Raw genomic sequence first — 15401 nt, forward strand, 5'->3', positions numbered from 1 at the left:
GCTTTCTGTTTCAATCACCGCATCTCAACATGCTGAATTGGAACAAAATATGCGTTGGACGCTTCTCACCTTCGAGGTCGCGTGCCGTGTCAACCGGACGTGACAGGGATGACGAACGCAGGGATTTTTCCGGTTTCTCCTTGCGGCCAACGAAACGGCAGTCAGCGTCCCACCTGTCCGCCCCGCGCCTCAGCTCCGTCGTCATTCGACGCGGGAGGCGGATGTGTAACGGGGACTGCCATGGCCAGCGACAAACTCTCGACCTACAAGCAGAAGCGCGACTTCCAGAAAACGCAGGAGCCGAGTGGCCAGGCGACGTTGAAAGCGTCGAACCGCCGCCGCTTCGTCATCCAGAAACATGATGCGACGAGATTGCATTACGATCTTCGCCTTGAGCTTGATGGCGTGTTCAAGTCCTGGGCGGTGACCAAGGGGCCGTCGCTCGATCCGCACGACAAGCGTCTTGCCGTCGAGGTCGAGGATCATCCGCTCGACTATGGAGACTTCGAAGGCACGATCCCGACGGGCCAGTATGGCGGCGGCACGGTGATGCTCTGGGATCGCGGCTACTGGGAGCCGGAAGGCAGCAAGAGCCCTGAGCAAGCTCTGGAAAAGGGCGACTTCAAGTTCACGCTAGAAGGGGATCGGCTGCATGGCAGCTTCGTCCTCGTGCGGATGCGCAATGACCGCGACGGCGGCAAGCGATCCAACTGGTTGCTCATCAAGCATCATGACGATTTCTCGGTCGATGATAACGGCGCGGCTGTCCTTGAGGACAACGCCACCTCTGTCGCATCCGGCCGGACAATGGATGCGATCGCCGCCGGCAAGGGCAAGAAGCCGAAGCCGTTCATGGTCGAGAGCGGCGACGTTCAGGCGGATGCCGTCTGGAACAGCAACCACGGCCTTGCCGCCGAAGAACGCAAAGCCGGAACGAAAACGAAGAAGAAGCTGGCGTCAAAAAAGGCAGGCGAGTCCGCGATGCCAGATTTCATCGCGCCGCAACTCTGTGAAACGCGTGAGCGTCCACCCTTGGCGGACGGCTGGATCCACGAGATCAAGCTCGACGGTTACCGCATCCAGATGCGCATCGAGAATGGCGCCGTGACGCTGAAGACCCGCAAGGGTCTCGACTGGACTGGCAAGTATCCGGCGATCGCTACTTCGGCCGCAAACCTGGCCGATGCGATCATCGACGGCGAGATCTGTGCACTCGATGAAAACGGCGCGCCGGACTTCGCTGCGCTGCAGGCGGCATTATCGGAGGGCAAGACGGATGCGCTGGTGTATTTCGCCTTCGATTTGCTGTTCGAGGGCAACGAGGATCGGCGGTCGTTGCCGCTGATCGAGCGCAAGGAACGGCTTGAGACCCTGCTGGGCGACGCCGGCGACGATCCGCGCCTGCGGTTCGTCGAGCATTTCGAGACCGGCGGCGATGCGGTTCTCAAGTCGGCTTGCCGCCTGTCGCTTGAAGGCATCGTCTCGAAGCAGGCTGAAGCTCCCTATCAATCCGGCCGCACCGAGACGTGGGGGAAGTCTAAATGCCGGGCCGGGCACGAGGTGGTGATCGGCGCCTACGCCAAAACGAACGGCAAGTTCCGCTCGCTGCTGGTCGGTGTAAACCGGGGCGATCACTTCGTCTATGTCGGTCGCGTCGGGACAGGATACGGCGCAAAGGTGGTCGACACGATTTTGCCGAAGCTCCGCCAGCTGGAAACCAACAAGTCACCGTTCACAGGCATCGGCGCGCCGAAGAAGGATCCCGATATCGTCTGGGTCAAGCCGGAACTTGTGGCCGAGATCCAGTTTGCCGGGTGGACGGCCGATGGTCTCGTTCGCCAAGCGGCATTCAAAGGCTTGCGGGAAGACAAGCCGGCAGGGGAAGTCGTCGCCGAGAAGCCTGCGTCGCCCACAGAAGCCGATGTACCCGATCCAGAAGTGGAGGCCGAACAGCCAGCGCCGACCAAGTCTTTCCGAAAAGGCGGAAAGGCAAATGTGATGGGCGTGCTGATCTCCAATCCGGAGAAGCCGCTGTGGCCCGACGCCGGCGACGACAGGCCGGTGACCAAGGTCGAGCTCGCCAACTATTACGAAGCCGTCGGTCCCTGGCTCATCGACCACATCAAGGGCCGGCCGTGTTCGATCATCCGAACCCCTGATGGCATTGGCAGCGAGCAGTTCTTCCAGCGCCATGCGATGCCGGGCACATCGAACCTGCTGGAACTGGTGACAGTGTTCGGCGACAAAAAACCATATTTGCAGATCGATCGCGTCGAGGGCCTCGCCGCGATCGCGCAGATCGGCGGCGTCGAGCTGCATCCCTGGAATTGTGAACCAAAACTACCTGAAGTGCCGGGCCGCCTCGTCTTCGACCTGGATCCCGGGCCTGATGTTCCCTTCTCCACCGTCGTCGAAGCCGCCCGCGAGATGCGCGATCGGCTGGAAGAACTCGGTCTCGTCAGTTTCTGCAAGACCACCGGCGGCAAAGGGCTACACGTCGTCACGCCGCTTGCTGTGGCGAAGGGCAAGAAGCTGGCCTGGCCAGAAGCCAAGGGTTTTGCGCATGACGTGTGCCTGCAGATGGCGCGCGACAACCCAGAACTCTATCTGATCAAGATGGCGAAGAACCAGCGCAACGGTCGCATCTTCCTCGACTACCTGCGTAACGATCGCATGGCGACTGCAGTCGCGCCGTTGTCGCCGCGCGCCCGGCCCGGCGCCACGGTGTCGATGCCGCTCACCTGGAGCCAGGTGAAGAGGGATCTCGATCCCAAGCGGTTCACCGTCCGCACCGTGCCGACGCTGTTGGAGAAAACAAGCGCCTGGCAGGACTATTGCGACGGGCAGCGATCCCTCGAACAGGCGATCAAGCGGCTTGCTAAGTCGATGAAGCAGGCCGCCTGAACGCACGATCCATCAGATGCCATAGCGCCGATCGAATTCTTTGAGGGCGGACTGCACCTCATCGATCGAAACTGCCTCTGGTGTTCCCGGCAACTGCCGGATGGCCGGTTCGAATCGAACAGCATAAAAGTCCGACGCCCAGGCGGCGAGGATCGTTCGCTTGGTCAATGGAAAGAGCCATTTCCTGAACCAGAACCGCTGGCCCCATAGCCATCGCATTGTTGGCGGCCTGCTGCAGCATATTGTGCATCATCGGTCTCCTCATCGCACGTGCGGATCTCGGTCGCGTCGAAGGAGAGACGCGGCGATGGTGTTGGTGTCCGGTGCAAGCAGGGCATGTTTTTTCGGCGAAGGCGGCAAACAGGCCGCGCGCGATCTCGGCTTCTATCTCACCGCGCAGCGCGACAATGCATGGCTTGAGCGCGATCGAGTGGGCGGCGTCTCTGAGGGACTGCGGCCATTCGACGAGATGCCGGTAAGAAAGACGGGGCTCCCAGCAAGGCCAGCCCTTCTTTAGCGGCTAACGGCAATCGATTTGGCTTTTGACATATTTGGAGTCAAGAGCGCTTGCAGAAAAAATTTGACGCGGTTTCGTCGCCCGGCCACCGGCTCAATCAAGCTCATGAACTGCGGCATTATCCTGGACTTCGCGCAGGCCCTTATACGATGCGTGCCGCAGATTGCCGTCGTCGGTCCAGCCTCGGAATTCGATTTCGGCGATCAACGTCGGTTGGACGAAGACATAGTTCTTGCCTTTGATCGGAACGACGGGTGTTCTCGTCTTCAGTGTGTCGAGCGTCTTCTTCAGGTAGGCGGCATCCTTTTCCTTGAAGCCCGTGCCGACAGCTCCGACGTAGGCCCAATCATGGCCGCGGCGAGCCGCAAGCAGCAGGCTGCCGATCCCGCCGCGCGCCGAGGCCGACTGCTCGTACCCGACGATCATGAAACTCTCGCTCTGCACACATTTGATCTTCAGCCAGTCTCCCGTCCGGCCGGAGCGGTACGGGCGGTCCCGGTGTTTGGCGATGATGCCTTCCAGTCCAAGCGAGCGGGCATTTTCGAGAAGTTCGGCGCCGTTTCCCTGAACTTCCTCCGAGAGCTGGATCGCACCAACCGCGCCGTCGAGCAGGTCAGTCAGGAGATGCCGGCGGACCGAGAGTTCGGTCTTTGTCAGATCGTGCCCGTCGAAGTATAAGAGATCGAAGGCAAACAGGACGGATTCCGTCGAGGCACGTTTGCCGCCGCGTCCACCGAGCGAACGTTGCAGGGCTCCAAAGTCCGAGCGGCCCTGCGCATTGAGCACCACCGCTTCGCCGTCGAGGATCGCAGTCCCGACCAGCTCTTTGGCAGCCGCCGCAATCGCTGGGAACCGATGTGTCCAATCGTGGCCGCCGCGGGTGATAATCCGCACCCTGTTCGGTTCGATGTGGATGGCGAGCCGATAGCCGTCCCATTTGATTTCGTAGGCCCAATCCGGCCCGGTCGGTGGCACTGCCTTCAACAGTGCAAGGCAAGGCTCGACCCGATCGGGCATTGCATCGAACGGCAGGTTCGGCTGCGCCGGGTCACGCTTTCGCCTCGGCTGGGATTTCGCGGTGAAGCTATCGTCTTGAAGAAGCGGCTTGCTGGGTCTTTTCATTTGCCGGTCCGGGTTTCGGCAGCGACCGACTTCTTCAAGGCATCCATGATGTTGATGACGTTGCTCGGGGCGGGCGCTGAGGCGGGCGCTTTGGCTTTGCCCTTCGACGGCTTCTTCATCGCCTTCTTCTTTTCGGCGATGAGATCGAGCAGCCGATCCTGCACCGGATCGATCACCATCTTGGGATTCCAGTGCTGGGTCTGCTTTTTGATCAGTTGCTGCACCAAAGGCATCATCTCGGAATCCGCTGTCTCATCGCCGATGCCCGCAAAATAGGTATCCTCCTCACGGACTTCATCCCCGTATCGCAATGTCCAAAGCACGATACCCTTGCCGCGTGGCTCAAGCATGACGGCGCGTTCGCGGCGGGTAATGACCAGCCTGGAGATGCCGACCATGTCCTGGGATTCCATCGCGTCCCGGATGACCGAGAAAGCCTCCTGGCTAACTGGGTCGTTGGGATACAGATAGTATGGCGTGTCGAGCCAGATCCATTCGATGCTGTCACGCGGTGTGAAGGTGGAGATATCGATGGTCTTGGTACTGTCGAGCGCGACGTTCTCGAGCTCCTCGTCCTCCAGCATGACATAGTCATTCTCACCACGCTGGTAGCCTTTGACCTCGTCCTCGTCTTTTACCTCCTTGCCCGTGACGGAATCGACATAGTGGCTGACGACACGGTTCTGGGTCTCGCGGTTGAGGGTATGGAAGCGAACCTTCTCGTTCTCGGAGGTCGCCGGCATCATCTGCACCGGACAGGTGACCAGCGACAGCTTGAGATAGCCTTTCCAGTAAGGGCGAAGAGCCATGATATCCTCCGATCAACCGGCGCTACGGGATGGCGCGGCGGCCTGTTTAGCCTTGTCGGCGGCTGCGGGCTTTGTTGCTTTCTGTCGGGCAGCACCGTTATTGGCGTTGGCTGCTGTGGGCTTTGATCCCGCCTTGCCGCCGATACCGGCGCTTTCACGGAGTGCCTGCAGCAGATCGCTCGGTTTCGATACGACCGGCGCTTTCTTCTTAGACAGCGAACGACCTTCGATCTTGGCTTTCACCAGTTCGGCAACGGCGGCCTCGTAGCGATCGTCGAACGTGCTGGCGTCGAAGCTTCCCTTCTTGGTGGCGATGATGTGCTCGGCAAGCTCCAGCATTTCGCCCTCAATCTTGAGGTCCGGCAGTTCCTCAAAGGCTTCAACCGATGAGCGGACTTCGTAGTCGAAGTTCAGGGTGGTGGCGATCAGGCCCTTGCCGTGCGGCCGGATCAACACTGTGCGCATGCGGCGAAAGAGAACGGTCCGCGCGATTGCTGCGACCTTCGCTTTTTTCATGCCGTCGCGCAGAAGCACGAAGGCATCGGTGCCCATCTTGTCCGGCGCCAAATAGTAGGGCTTGTCGAAATAGACATCGTCGATTTCGTTGCAGGGGATGAACGCATCGACCTTGAGAGTCTTGTCGCTGTCAGGGACGGCGGCGGCAACTTCGTCCGGCTCCAGGATAATATATTGGCCGTTTTCGATCTCGTATCCTTTGACCTGGTCGTCGCGCTCGACAGGATCCCCGGTCTCGCTATCGACGAACTGGCGCTTCACACGATTGCCAGTTTTGCGGTTCAGCGTGTTGAACGCAATCCGCTCAGATGACGAGGCCGCGGTGTAGAGAGCCACCGGACAGGCGACCTCTCCGAACTTGATGAAGCCTTTCCAATTCGCTCTCGGGGCAACCATGACGCAGACTCCTCACGCAACCTAGGCGATTCAAGCGAATCGGCGTGTAATTGTTCCGAGTCGAAACGAATCATTTTTCAATTCCCATGATCAAAATAGATCGTGCTCCTTCTGGGACGGACACACGATTGCCATTAGCAGCTACACCTCGTTTCGAAAGGAGAGTTTCAATGCGCCATACCAACATTCATGCTTAGCTGAGTTTCACAGATTACATTTGTGGACTGTGGGCTGATGGTCGACGACGGTGCCGCCACCGCGCCAGTGTCTCGAGTGGCCCTCCGGGCCTTTCGTCCCGATTAGGAAAGCAGCCGAGACCGCGCCGAGAAAATGCGGGAAGAATGGCGGGTCAAGCGAAATTGAGCCCGGCCGAGGCGGCACGGACATCCGCGGCCTTCATTTCGCACCTTTGAAAAAGTGGTTTTCGGTTCGAGCATCCTCCAACTCCAGTCATCGGCACCTACGATTGAACTGAAGCTTCGTTGTCGGTCGGTGCACAATTGCACTTTAACTGTCCAAGGATGGTGTCGTCGCTGAGCGGCGTGCCGAGCCGCTGCACCAAGCGTTCGCCGGGGCGACCGCCAGTAGTTGATTCAGGCATTAAGTTCGATCGCAGCATCATCGAAATCAGCGCAATGAACCCGACGCTCGAACGATGGAAAGCAACTGGCGCATCATCCTGGCTGTTAGTTCAACGCGAGGAGGGCCGCCGCAAGGTCCGGCCCTCCCTACGCCTAACGCCGGTACAGGAAACCTGACGTTGGAGCTGGATTCGATATTAAAACGCTCTGCGGTTGAAAGGTTTCAGCCGAGCGGCCCACCCAATTTGAGCTAGTCTGTCAGAAGAGCCCGTGCGTTCAGCCTGAACAAACAAGGCTGCCGGGTTGAACCATATCGCGACTGTAACGTTGATTTCTCGATGAACTTTTTTCCCAAAGGAGAAGTCCGATGAGAAGAGTTGTGACTGTAGCGATGATAACCGCGGCATTACTGGGCTCAGCCACAGCCCCGACATTCGCACGCGACCATCATCACCATGATACTGGCCGGATTATCGCTGGCAGCGTCGCTGCTGGCGTCGTCGGCGGGCTTATTGGTGGTGCAATCGCAGACCAAGGTCCACGATACAGCGATCCCCCGCCGCCGAGACCGCGGTGCTGGTACGAGGATCGGAACGTCCAAAACACCTATGATGACGGCTATCACGCCGAGAGCGTTCGGGTCTGCAACTGATGTTGCCGGTCACGGCGATGCCGATGACGGCGCCGCCGCGGCCATGATCGAGACGTTCGAGGCGACGTCGGGTACCTTGGGAGACCGGCTGATTGCCGCGCTCAGGGCGGCCATCGATGCGGGCGGAGAAGCCGGGAACCCCTCCAGCTTACTCGGCCAACCGAGGCTTGCGTTCGATCATGCTCGCCGTCGGCGTCCACGAAGGCCACTCGACCTTGCGGCCGACAACGGCACTTCCCTTTGCTGCGATCGCAACATTTGAAGGAAGATCTGATCACTCATCGCCAGGCACGCCATAGGACGGCGCGGCCAGCGGGTTGAGCGCGCGCATCACATATACTGCGGCCTGCGGCTGGTAGATTTCCCATGCGCGTGCAACGGCGGCAATCGGGCAGCCATAGTCCAGCCAGTCGATCCGCAGTTCGGCATAAGGCCAGGTTTGCTTGTCAACGATCAGCAAGCCCGCCGAACGAACCGGGCACCCGTCCCGGGATCGTGCCGAGCTCGAGCGAAACTCCGATCGGCGGAGGGGTTGTCGAGGGCACGCAGGAAATCAACGCGTGGGTGTAGGGATGGCGGGGATTGGCGAGCACGTCGCGGGCCGAGTTGGTCTCGACCACCTCGCCTGCATACATCACCGCGACGCGATCGGCGATCGCCGCGACCACTCCACCGGTCAATTGCGGAAGGAATTATCAGGAGCGCGAGAAAGCTTCCGATCCCCGAGATGGCGACAACGATGGCCAGCGGAGTCGGCGTTTCATTTGCCGGCCAGCTCACCGCCGCTGATCCCACGATCTCCAGATCCATAATGGAGTGCGCCTACGAGTGCGGACACCGCGCCAGCCCTTTCCGGAAATTCCTGGAGAGCGCCACCTATCGAGTTCGCCACGATCAGGCCTGACCAAGAGACGAAGAAGAAGAGCGGTATCGCCAAGCCCGCAAGTCCGCCCCATCCTGTGGGCCCGGTTACAAGAAGAGCTAATCCGCACGAGGCTGCACCTGCGGCTCCAAGCTTGAGAAGAGCGCGGCTGCCAAACCGCCTCACCAATTTCGCATTGGTCAGGTTGGCCAGCATGATCCCGACGATTCCACAATACGACGCCAGAGCACGCTCCGACCGCCTGCACAACGCGCCACGCGATCATCGCGGCCGCGGTCCAGTGGGTCAGTTCGTGACTGAGGATGGCGACATAGGATGCCGCGTCCCGGAAGGCCTCAAAAGCTGGCATGCGGATGTAGTCGCGGGCCGGAGCGTAGTATGCGGCTGATCCACCGTGCCGGGTGAGCGCGCCTGTTTCGGCAAAGACGCGGTCGGCGTGGGCGATGCGGCTGATCGCTCGTCAATCGATACCACTCAATGCATGTCCCGTGTATCTCATCCCCGTGACCGCGTCGGCATGCAAGAAGCCGTAGAAGAGTGACGATGAAATCGCCGATCGAACCGCGCCCCTCACCTGCCCGGCCGTGGCAGCGACCGGGCAATATCGACGATGTCATCGCGCGAGGCAGTGGGGTCCTATTTGTTCCAGGCAACTCCAAGCCCCATCCGGAAATCGATCCCCCTCACATTCCTGAGCTCGAAGGCACGGTTGGGAAGATCGCAAACCACTCCGGTGCAAAGCCGATGCCAAGCCCTGCCGAGACAAGCGACAGCAGTGAGTATCATTTAGTGCCAAAGACTTGAGATCGGCACAGCAGCCAGGTTCTCACCGAACGGTACGACGTCAGTGCCGTCATAAAGCACGATGCCGCAGGCAAATCGCTTGCCACAGGCCTCGGCGAGTGTCTTCAAACCTCCGAAATCTCCCGCCCTGACCGTCGCACTCGCTTTGACTTCGATGCCCGCGACCATCCCATCGTCTCGTTCGAGAACGACGTCTACCTCACGCATCTGCTGATCGCGAAAATGAAAGAGGGTAAAGCGCTCGCCCGACATGGTCATCAGCTTCATGATCTCGGAGAACACGTAGGTCTCGAGAAGCGCACCGAACGATCCGCGATCCGCCTTCACCCTGTCGAAGGTCAAACCTCTGGCAACCGCCAGAACGCCCGGGTCCAGAAAGTGAATTTTGGGCGTTTTGACGATGCGCTTCAACGTATTGGTGAACCACGGTTGGACGGTCCTGATCAGAAAAACTTGTTCCAGGAGGCCGACATATCGCTGTGCAGTTTTATGACTGACATTGATGCTGGCACCGAATTGCGAGTAGTTGACCAACTGGGCTGAGTGCTCGGCAAGCAGCCGGACAAAGCGTGGGAGTTCAGTGAGCTTCTCAACTTGAGCGATATCGCGCAAGTCGCGCGTCAGGATCGAGTTCAGGTAGGACCGCATCCAGTCCTGGCTTCGGCGTTCGCTGATCCTGGCCACCGCTTCCGGAAACCCGCCACGCAGCACGAGGTGAACAAGGTCGTCACCGACGACCGCATGTGCGTTGGGATGCAGGGCTCCGTCGAACAGTCGGGTCAGAAAGGTCGATGTTTGACCGTCGATCTCTGCTCGGGCGAGGGGGAACATCTCAATGGTTTCCATCCTCCCCGCGAGGCTGTCGGCAACACGTGGCATAGTGAGTACATTCGCGGATCCCGTTAGCAGAAACCGACCTGGACGATAATCATCATCGATGCTCTTCTTGATCGCGAGAAGTAGGTCGGGGGCACGCTGGATCTCATCGATCGTCGCGTCGTCTAGGCTACGGATGAATCCGACTGGATCGGATTGCGCGGCTGCGAGCGCTGTCTGATCGTCGAGCGTGATGTAGGTGCGTTTGTCGCCACCGATCTTGCGTACGAGTGTCGTCTTCCCCGCTCTGCGAGGACCGATAACCAGCACCGCGGGCGTATCTGCAAGGGCCTCCGTCACTCGACCTTCCGCGTATCTCGCAAACATGGCACCTCCCGGGTTCAGCGATTGGGAATACAATGTGTGATAATTGGAAGTCAATATAAAGATAATTGGGAGGATATGCCTCGGCAATCAGGACTTGTTCTTGCCCTTGCAGCATTTGCGTGTGCCTTGGGAGGAAGCGGGAGGCCGGGAAAAGGTGGTTTGATGGGATACTTACTCGACATCTTTTTGTGTTCTAGCTTGTCGGCAGGGCAGTGCCGCGGATAAAAGCTACTCACGCTTGGCGCTTAGAAGAACTGCCACGAAGCACGCAGAGCGTTGCGACAAAGCTAGGAGCCCGTCACCTGCACAATGCGATCAACGAGCACTTGGCTTGCCGTCGGAATATACCCGCCTCGCCTTGTGAAGATTCCAAAATCGCGTTCCCACGTTATTTCGGGAAACGGCAGTTCGACCAGATGTCCCCCCCTATCGCACCCGCAAGATTTTGTCGGGATGTGAACGACAGAAGTTCTACGTGACGCCACGATGGAACCGCAGTCGGTTAGTATCGCCATCGATGCTAACCGAACTCCGTCGCGCGTTAGTCGCATTGTCGCAGACCTCGCGATCGCTGAAATCTCTAATTGTCTTCGTACCGTTCGTGGTGGGTGACAAATTACGCAAGCGCTGGGCGACAAACTAGATCATCAAAGCTACAGCCCTCTTCGTAACCGGATTGGACACTTGCGAACTCACACACAATACGCTCTTGAAGGGAATCGAACCATCGGCGCCGCCCCATCGGCCGGGCTTTCATGCGTCCGCCGGGCGGTTTCTCCGCCTCAGGCGTCCAGCCAGTTTTCGAGCGTCAGACCGGGATAAGCCAGAAAGTCTCGCGTATTGTTGGTAACCAGTACAGTGTTCAGGGCGATTGCATGCGAAGCGATCAGTTTGTCGAGATGATCTTTCTTCCGGTCTCTCGTCGCCATACGAACCGGACCATAGGCACGCGCTGCCGCGATCCCAAACGGCTCTACTGTGATCAGCTCGGCCAGGGCTGCAAGATTATCAAGTTCCCGTGCCGGATCATCGGATGCGGAAACACCATACTCGAGTTCCGCGAAGGTGATGGCGGACATAACCACATCCCCCACATAGCAACTGGCAAAGCGGCGGCCGACCTGCTCCGGCTGGTTCTTCATCAGGTAGAGACACATGTTTGTGTCGAGCATGTAACGTGCCATCAGATCTTGTCCCGCTCGCCTTGCTCATGGGGCTCTCTTCCGTCACGCATGAAATCCGGAGAGAAGCGGGCGAACACATCCAAAACGCCGGCCAGGGAGCGATGCACCGGACGGATGCGAAGCTCGTCGCCCACGCGCTCGATCTCCAATTCGACATCCGTCCGGTCAAACGCCAGTTCGGCCGGAATACGCACGGCCTGGGAATTTCCATTCTTGAAAGCTTTGGTGGTGTGCATGCCATCCTCCTTGTGTGTACGTGGATGTACTGTACTCCATTGGTTGCCCTGATGTACATCCTCAGTGTGTACATTTGATGCTATATTTCGCGATACGGCCGGAACTCAGTGTCATGTGGTGCGCACCCGAAGAAGATTATAGGGATTGAGATCCGCGGCTGCATGGCAGAGGCGCATATCTCACGAGACCGAGTACTATTGCGCTGCACCGTGTGTGGCTCCACCAAACCCCGCAACACGTGTTTAGGCCCGCTGGGGCAACGATCTCTTGCGCTGCCATCCGAGAATTGAGAGCGCGACCTCGCGAACCTGTGACGCCGTTGAAGAAAGGTGCTTTTCCCAGTCATTTGTTCCCGGATGTGAAAGGGATTGTGGTTGCCGAGGCGGGTGCGGTTCGTCTTTGGTCGGGGCTTCCGATCCTCCGGCGCCGCCAACCCGTCGCCCAATGCAAGTGAACGATGATGTCCACAGCTCCGCTTTTCACGCCCCTTCACCTCGGTCCGATAACCCTTCGGAACCGGATCGCCGTGCCCCGATGTGCCAGTACATGGCAACGACAGCTGTGCTTCGGCGTGGCAAATGCAGCCCCTCTTGTCGCTCGGCATGTCGGGCGCCGGCTTGGTGGTGATCGAGGCGACGGCCGTCTCGCGGCCGGGGGTGGAGCAATTGGGATTGCAGAACCCCCGCGTTACTTTTGCCTCTTGCATTTCGCGGGCCGAATTTGACATCGTCCCACAAAGTCGGCGACTGTGGAGTGTACTACACGTCACGCGGCCCCACATTCGCCGTTGGGTCAGTTGGTCAATTGACCGCTTGAAGCTTCAGAGCTGCCACTCCGATTGCAACGTTGACACCGGTTTCGCCTTCCAGCGAAAGGGGCTGCAACGAGACGCTATCAGAGCTTCCGCCGACCAGCACCTTCGCGCCACCGCCGAGACCAAGGCTGGCGTCGGCCTCGACGCCCCGGTAGGTACCCTGCAAGCCGTCTAGCGGCTGACCTTTGAGACTGGAAACGAGCCAGACCATTCGCCCCTCCTTGACGTCCCCTATGGCTAGGCCAAACTCGTCGATCGATCCTTTGTAGAGCTGCGCTGGACCAGACGCCGACGGTGATGGAGTAAACGTGCATGACACGTCTTGTTTCAATTCGATGATCATTCCGACGCCCTTTGATATGTCGCAGTCGAGCTTCCCGACCTCGAGTTGTGCCGCACTTGCTGATATCGGCACGACAAGCGCGGCGCATGCGAGAGAAGCAATCAAGAGTGAAGACATTGTCTTTCCTTCCTTTGGAATGGTGGATGTATGTTGGCCCAGTCGAAGCAGAGGCCACCTGCCGGCCCCGACGCTCCCAAGCAGGGCGGCCATCGAAATTACGTCGATGTCAGAAAATATCGAAGTCGGCCCGAACGAGAACGGCCCTCACTCGGGCCATTCCTGGTCGGAGTCCGCATAGGAATGGGCGGCACCTTCTTTTTGGCTGGCGGCCTTCCCCTGCTGGTGGGACAGACGGTACTGGTCATACGCCTGCTGGATTCCAAAACAGAGGCATTTGCAGCCAGCGGGATCGGCCAAACCATCGCGAGACTTTCGATCCGCTTTCCTAACATGCCTCGTTCCCCTTTCATGTCGATATGACGATCTGTTTACGGGTTGCTGCGGCGATCCCGGAAGCTAAAGCCAAAGCGCCACGTTGACCGCTGCGGCGAGCGGAGATCCAGCAAAGGGCTTTCTAAGGAAGGCGCTACATCCAGCCCTCTTCAACTCAGTTTTCAGCCAGTGGTTTTCGAGAGCGGTGATAACGATCACGGCAGGTTCGAACCGGCCTCGTCCAGCTTGCGCTGCAGTTCAATGCCGGACATGCCATCCAAGTCGATATCCAGCACAAGGCAGGCGGCGTTGATACTTTCATAGTGTGCGAGAAAGGCTCGCGCGGAATGCATACGCTACGGCTGCGAACCCATAGGCGTAGAGGAGCCGTCCGACGCTCCGGCGTAGGCTTGCGTCATCATCTAAACCGGCGACCGTGTCGCGCAGCGTTCCCATCTTAAGCCTCCACTTGTGACTACCTGAGAGATACGCAGTTGCCTTCACAATAGGCGCGTTTGTGCTCGATTGATATTGCCCTAAGGGGAAGTCGCCTGGACATTCGGATCATCAGGCTTTCGTCGACAGCCGACACTGGCTGCAATCGACACCACCTGGGCGACGGATCGCACGCCGAGCTTTTCCATCACGCGATGGCGGTGCACCTTGACCTGCGGTCTGAGATACCAAGTGCAAAGGCAATCTGCTTGTTTGAGATAGCCGCCGACGATCAACTCGAATACTTTGGCTTCCCGCGCGCTCAGGGTCGCTACCAGCGTCCGGTACTCCTGACGCCGCTCGCACTCGCTCCCCTGCTTGTCATATTGGGCCAGCACTCGCTCGATAGTCCCAATCAACACCGCGAGATGCTATTTTCTAGAAAGTCCTTTGCGCCCGCTTTCATCGCGTCGATGGATCTTCCCATCGGTTGCTTCCAGCAGACGACTGCGCAACGCTTCCCCCGCAACTGTCGTTGCCGCAAACCTTTCGTCGTAGAGATGAAGAATAAGAACCCGCGGAACCCGATCCGCGATCGTAGATGCCGCGACTGCTACGATCGCATATAGGTTGTACTCGATCAATAAAAGGCCACCGGCAATAGGCCGGCAGAGAGAAATCAAGCACGTTCCGATCGGCTCAGAAGCAGCCACGCTCCAATGCCGAGCGTCGGGTCGAGCACTGCAAAGGCCAACAGAAAATGGGGAAAAACTCCCATGATGGCTAAGGGCACGAGCACCAAAGGAACGAGCACCACTCTGTCTAATACGCTAGCGGCGACGATCCGTCTGCCACCGGAGAGGCCACCGAACAAATAGAGCCAACCGATAACCATAACGGTCATACCCACGACGCGGATGAGTGCGGCCTCGTTTCCAACGAACGACGCATCCCTGAAGACGGCCTGCACCACTCCGGGCCAAACAAGTACCAAGGTCCCGATACCCAAATAAATTAGGCCGTTCATTGCCGTGTATTTTGATGTGGTCGCGTGATCGAACGGTCGGTCGAGAAGATCCTTGATGAGTGACATATGTAGCTCCTGCTAGGTAGGTTGCTGGTTCAGTACGTGCCCACTGTTCACGGTTCCGGCTGTGATCGGCTTCAATTCTAGTTCCAACCTTCTTCGCGCCGCACAAAGTGGCATGGCCCGAGTTGGCCGATCAGCGGAAGGCATCTCGTGCAACGAGCCACGTGGACCACACTGAAAATGCATATGGAAAGGCCAAGGTCTAATCTGGCGAGCCACTCATCTATAGCGTATGCGGCGTCCACGCCCCATTGATTTTTCAGTTGCAGCGGCTTGATAGTTTTACCTGGGGGCCGGTGTGAGCTCACCGACGAGTATCTGACGAGCTCATTGTGCGGCCTTGATGCGGGCGGCATAGGCCCAAGGCATCAGGGCATCGATGTCTTTGACGAGGTGGCCGTTTGCGAGGCGGGTGAAGAGGTCGCACAGATAGGCGTAGGGCTCAACGCCATTCATTTTACAAGTGCCGATCAGGCTGG

14 protein-coding genes and 8 pseudogenes are annotated in these 15401 nt (G+C 58.8%); 4 read left to right on the forward strand and 18 right to left on the reverse strand.

Translation table 11 applies throughout. The features are described from left to right. Window positions 1-240 precede the first annotated feature (240 nt). On the forward strand, window positions 241-2904 hold the full coding sequence (ligD, locus tag AC1D2R_RS30485; protein ID WP_477973376.1) for a DNA ligase D: 2664 nt from the start codon (window positions 241-243) through the stop codon (window positions 2902-2904). 12 nt (window positions 2905-2916) lie between these two features. On the opposite strand, the pseudogene AC1D2R_RS30490 reads toward ligD (AC1D2R_RS30485), so the two are convergent. The 5 genes and pseudogenes from AC1D2R_RS30490 to ku (AC1D2R_RS30510) all read right to left on the reverse strand — a co-directional run bounded on the left by AC1D2R_RS30490 (window position 2917) and on the right by ku (AC1D2R_RS30510) (window position 6264). Then, window positions 2917-3157 (reverse strand): annotated as a pseudogene (locus tag AC1D2R_RS30490) (hypothetical protein). Between the two features lie 8 nt (window positions 3158-3165). After that, window positions 3166-3385: pseudogene (locus AC1D2R_RS30495) on the reverse strand (DUF982 domain-containing protein); the annotation flags it as partial. Window positions 3386-3514: 129 nt separating this feature from the next. After that, window positions 3515-4543 (reverse strand): non-homologous end-joining DNA ligase, encoded by a 1029-nt coding sequence (gene ligD, locus AC1D2R_RS30500; RefSeq protein ID WP_477973378.1) that lies wholly within the window; start codon window positions 4541-4543, stop codon window positions 3515-3517. Continuing rightward, window positions 4540-5352 carry a non-homologous end joining protein Ku gene (ku, locus tag AC1D2R_RS30505; protein ID WP_477973380.1) on the reverse strand — a complete coding sequence of 271 codons (813 nt, stop codon included), beginning with the start codon at window positions 5350-5352 and terminating at the stop codon, window positions 4540-4542. Before ku (AC1D2R_RS30505) ends, ligD (AC1D2R_RS30500) begins: the two co-directional genes overlap by 4 nt. 12 nt (window positions 5353-5364) lie before the next feature. Beyond that, a complete protein-coding gene (gene ku / locus AC1D2R_RS30510; protein ID WP_477973382.1) occupies window positions 5365-6264 on the reverse strand; it encodes a non-homologous end joining protein Ku in 900 nt (299 codons plus the stop codon). A gap of 948 nt (window positions 6265-7212) precedes the next feature. Between ku (AC1D2R_RS30510) and AC1D2R_RS30515 the strand changes: the two genes are divergently transcribed. Both AC1D2R_RS30515 and AC1D2R_RS30520 read left to right on the forward strand, forming a co-directional pair. After that, on the forward strand, window positions 7213-7497 hold the full coding sequence (locus AC1D2R_RS30515) for a hypothetical protein (protein ID WP_477973384.1): 285 nt from the start codon (window positions 7213-7215) through the stop codon (window positions 7495-7497). After that, window positions 7457-7633, forward strand: a pseudogene (locus tag AC1D2R_RS30520) (DUF1028 domain-containing protein); the annotation flags it as partial. The gene AC1D2R_RS30515 and the pseudogene AC1D2R_RS30520, both read left to right, overlap by 41 nt. Window positions 7634-7648: 15 nt before the next feature. Here AC1D2R_RS30520 and AC1D2R_RS30525 read toward each other — a convergent pair. From AC1D2R_RS30525 to AC1D2R_RS30565, 9 genes and pseudogenes are all read right to left on the reverse strand, one after another. Next, a pseudogene (locus AC1D2R_RS30525) lies at window positions 7649-7738 on the reverse strand (L,D-transpeptidase); the annotation flags it as partial. A gap of 33 nt (window positions 7739-7771) precedes the next feature. Further along, a complete protein-coding gene (locus AC1D2R_RS30530) occupies window positions 7772-7957 on the reverse strand; it encodes a hypothetical protein (RefSeq protein ID WP_477973386.1) in 186 nt (61 codons plus the stop codon). Further along, a complete protein-coding gene (locus AC1D2R_RS30535) occupies window positions 7944-8177 on the reverse strand; it encodes an ABC transporter ATP-binding protein (protein WP_477973388.1) in 234 nt (77 codons plus the stop codon). The genes AC1D2R_RS30530 and AC1D2R_RS30535 overlap by 14 nt, the downstream gene beginning before the upstream one ends. Window positions 8178-8648: 471 nt before the next feature. After that, window positions 8649-8834: pseudogene (locus tag AC1D2R_RS30540) on the reverse strand (zincin-like metallopeptidase domain-containing protein); the annotation flags it as partial. 116 nt (window positions 8835-8950) lie between these two features. Next, window positions 8951-9162, reverse strand: a pseudogene (locus AC1D2R_RS30545) (LysR family transcriptional regulator); the annotation flags it as partial. 4 nt (window positions 9163-9166) lie between these two features. Continuing rightward, entirely contained in the window at window positions 9167-10387 is a 1221-nt protein-coding gene (locus AC1D2R_RS30550; protein WP_477973390.1) for an ATP-binding protein, read from the reverse strand. A 782-nt stretch (window positions 10388-11169) separates the two neighbouring features. Then, window positions 11170-11571: a PIN domain-containing protein gene (locus tag AC1D2R_RS30555; RefSeq protein WP_477973392.1), complete on the reverse strand. Its 402-nt coding sequence runs from the start codon at window positions 11569-11571 to the stop codon at window positions 11170-11172. Continuing rightward, entirely contained in the window at window positions 11571-11807 is a 237-nt protein-coding gene (locus tag AC1D2R_RS30560) for an antitoxin (RefSeq protein ID WP_194732119.1), read from the reverse strand. Before AC1D2R_RS30560 ends, AC1D2R_RS30555 begins: the two co-directional genes overlap by 1 nt. A gap of 801 nt (window positions 11808-12608) precedes the next feature. After that, entirely contained in the window at window positions 12609-13082 is a 474-nt protein-coding gene (locus AC1D2R_RS30565) for a DUF992 domain-containing protein (RefSeq protein ID WP_477973394.1), read from the reverse strand. 183 nt (window positions 13083-13265) lie between these two features. Here AC1D2R_RS30565 and AC1D2R_RS30570 point away from each other — a divergent pair, with 183 nt between their 5' ends. Beyond that, window positions 13266-13445, forward strand: a complete 180-nt coding sequence (locus AC1D2R_RS30570) for a hypothetical protein (protein WP_477973396.1) — start codon at window positions 13266-13268, stop codon at window positions 13443-13445. A 36-nt stretch (window positions 13446-13481) separates the two neighbouring features. Here the strand turns inward: AC1D2R_RS30570 and AC1D2R_RS30575 are convergent. The 4 genes and pseudogenes from AC1D2R_RS30575 to AC1D2R_RS30590 all read right to left on the reverse strand — a co-directional run. Then, window positions 13482-13853 (reverse strand): annotated as a pseudogene (locus AC1D2R_RS30575) (response regulator). Between the two features lie 80 nt (window positions 13854-13933). Next, window positions 13934-14310 (reverse strand): annotated as a pseudogene (locus AC1D2R_RS30580) (response regulator transcription factor); the annotation flags it as partial. 201 nt (window positions 14311-14511) lie between these two features. After that, on the reverse strand, window positions 14512-14925 hold the full coding sequence (locus AC1D2R_RS30585; RefSeq protein WP_477973398.1) for a hypothetical protein: 414 nt from the start codon (window positions 14923-14925) through the stop codon (window positions 14512-14514). Window positions 14926-15249: 324 nt separating this feature from the next. Continuing rightward, window positions 15250-15401, reverse strand: a 152-nt coding sequence (locus AC1D2R_RS30590; protein WP_477966076.1) for a transposase domain-containing protein, incomplete at its 5' end; no start/stop codon positions are given.

The sequence above is a fragment of the Rhizobium sp. P1_C7 genome (genome assembly GCF_056406295.1).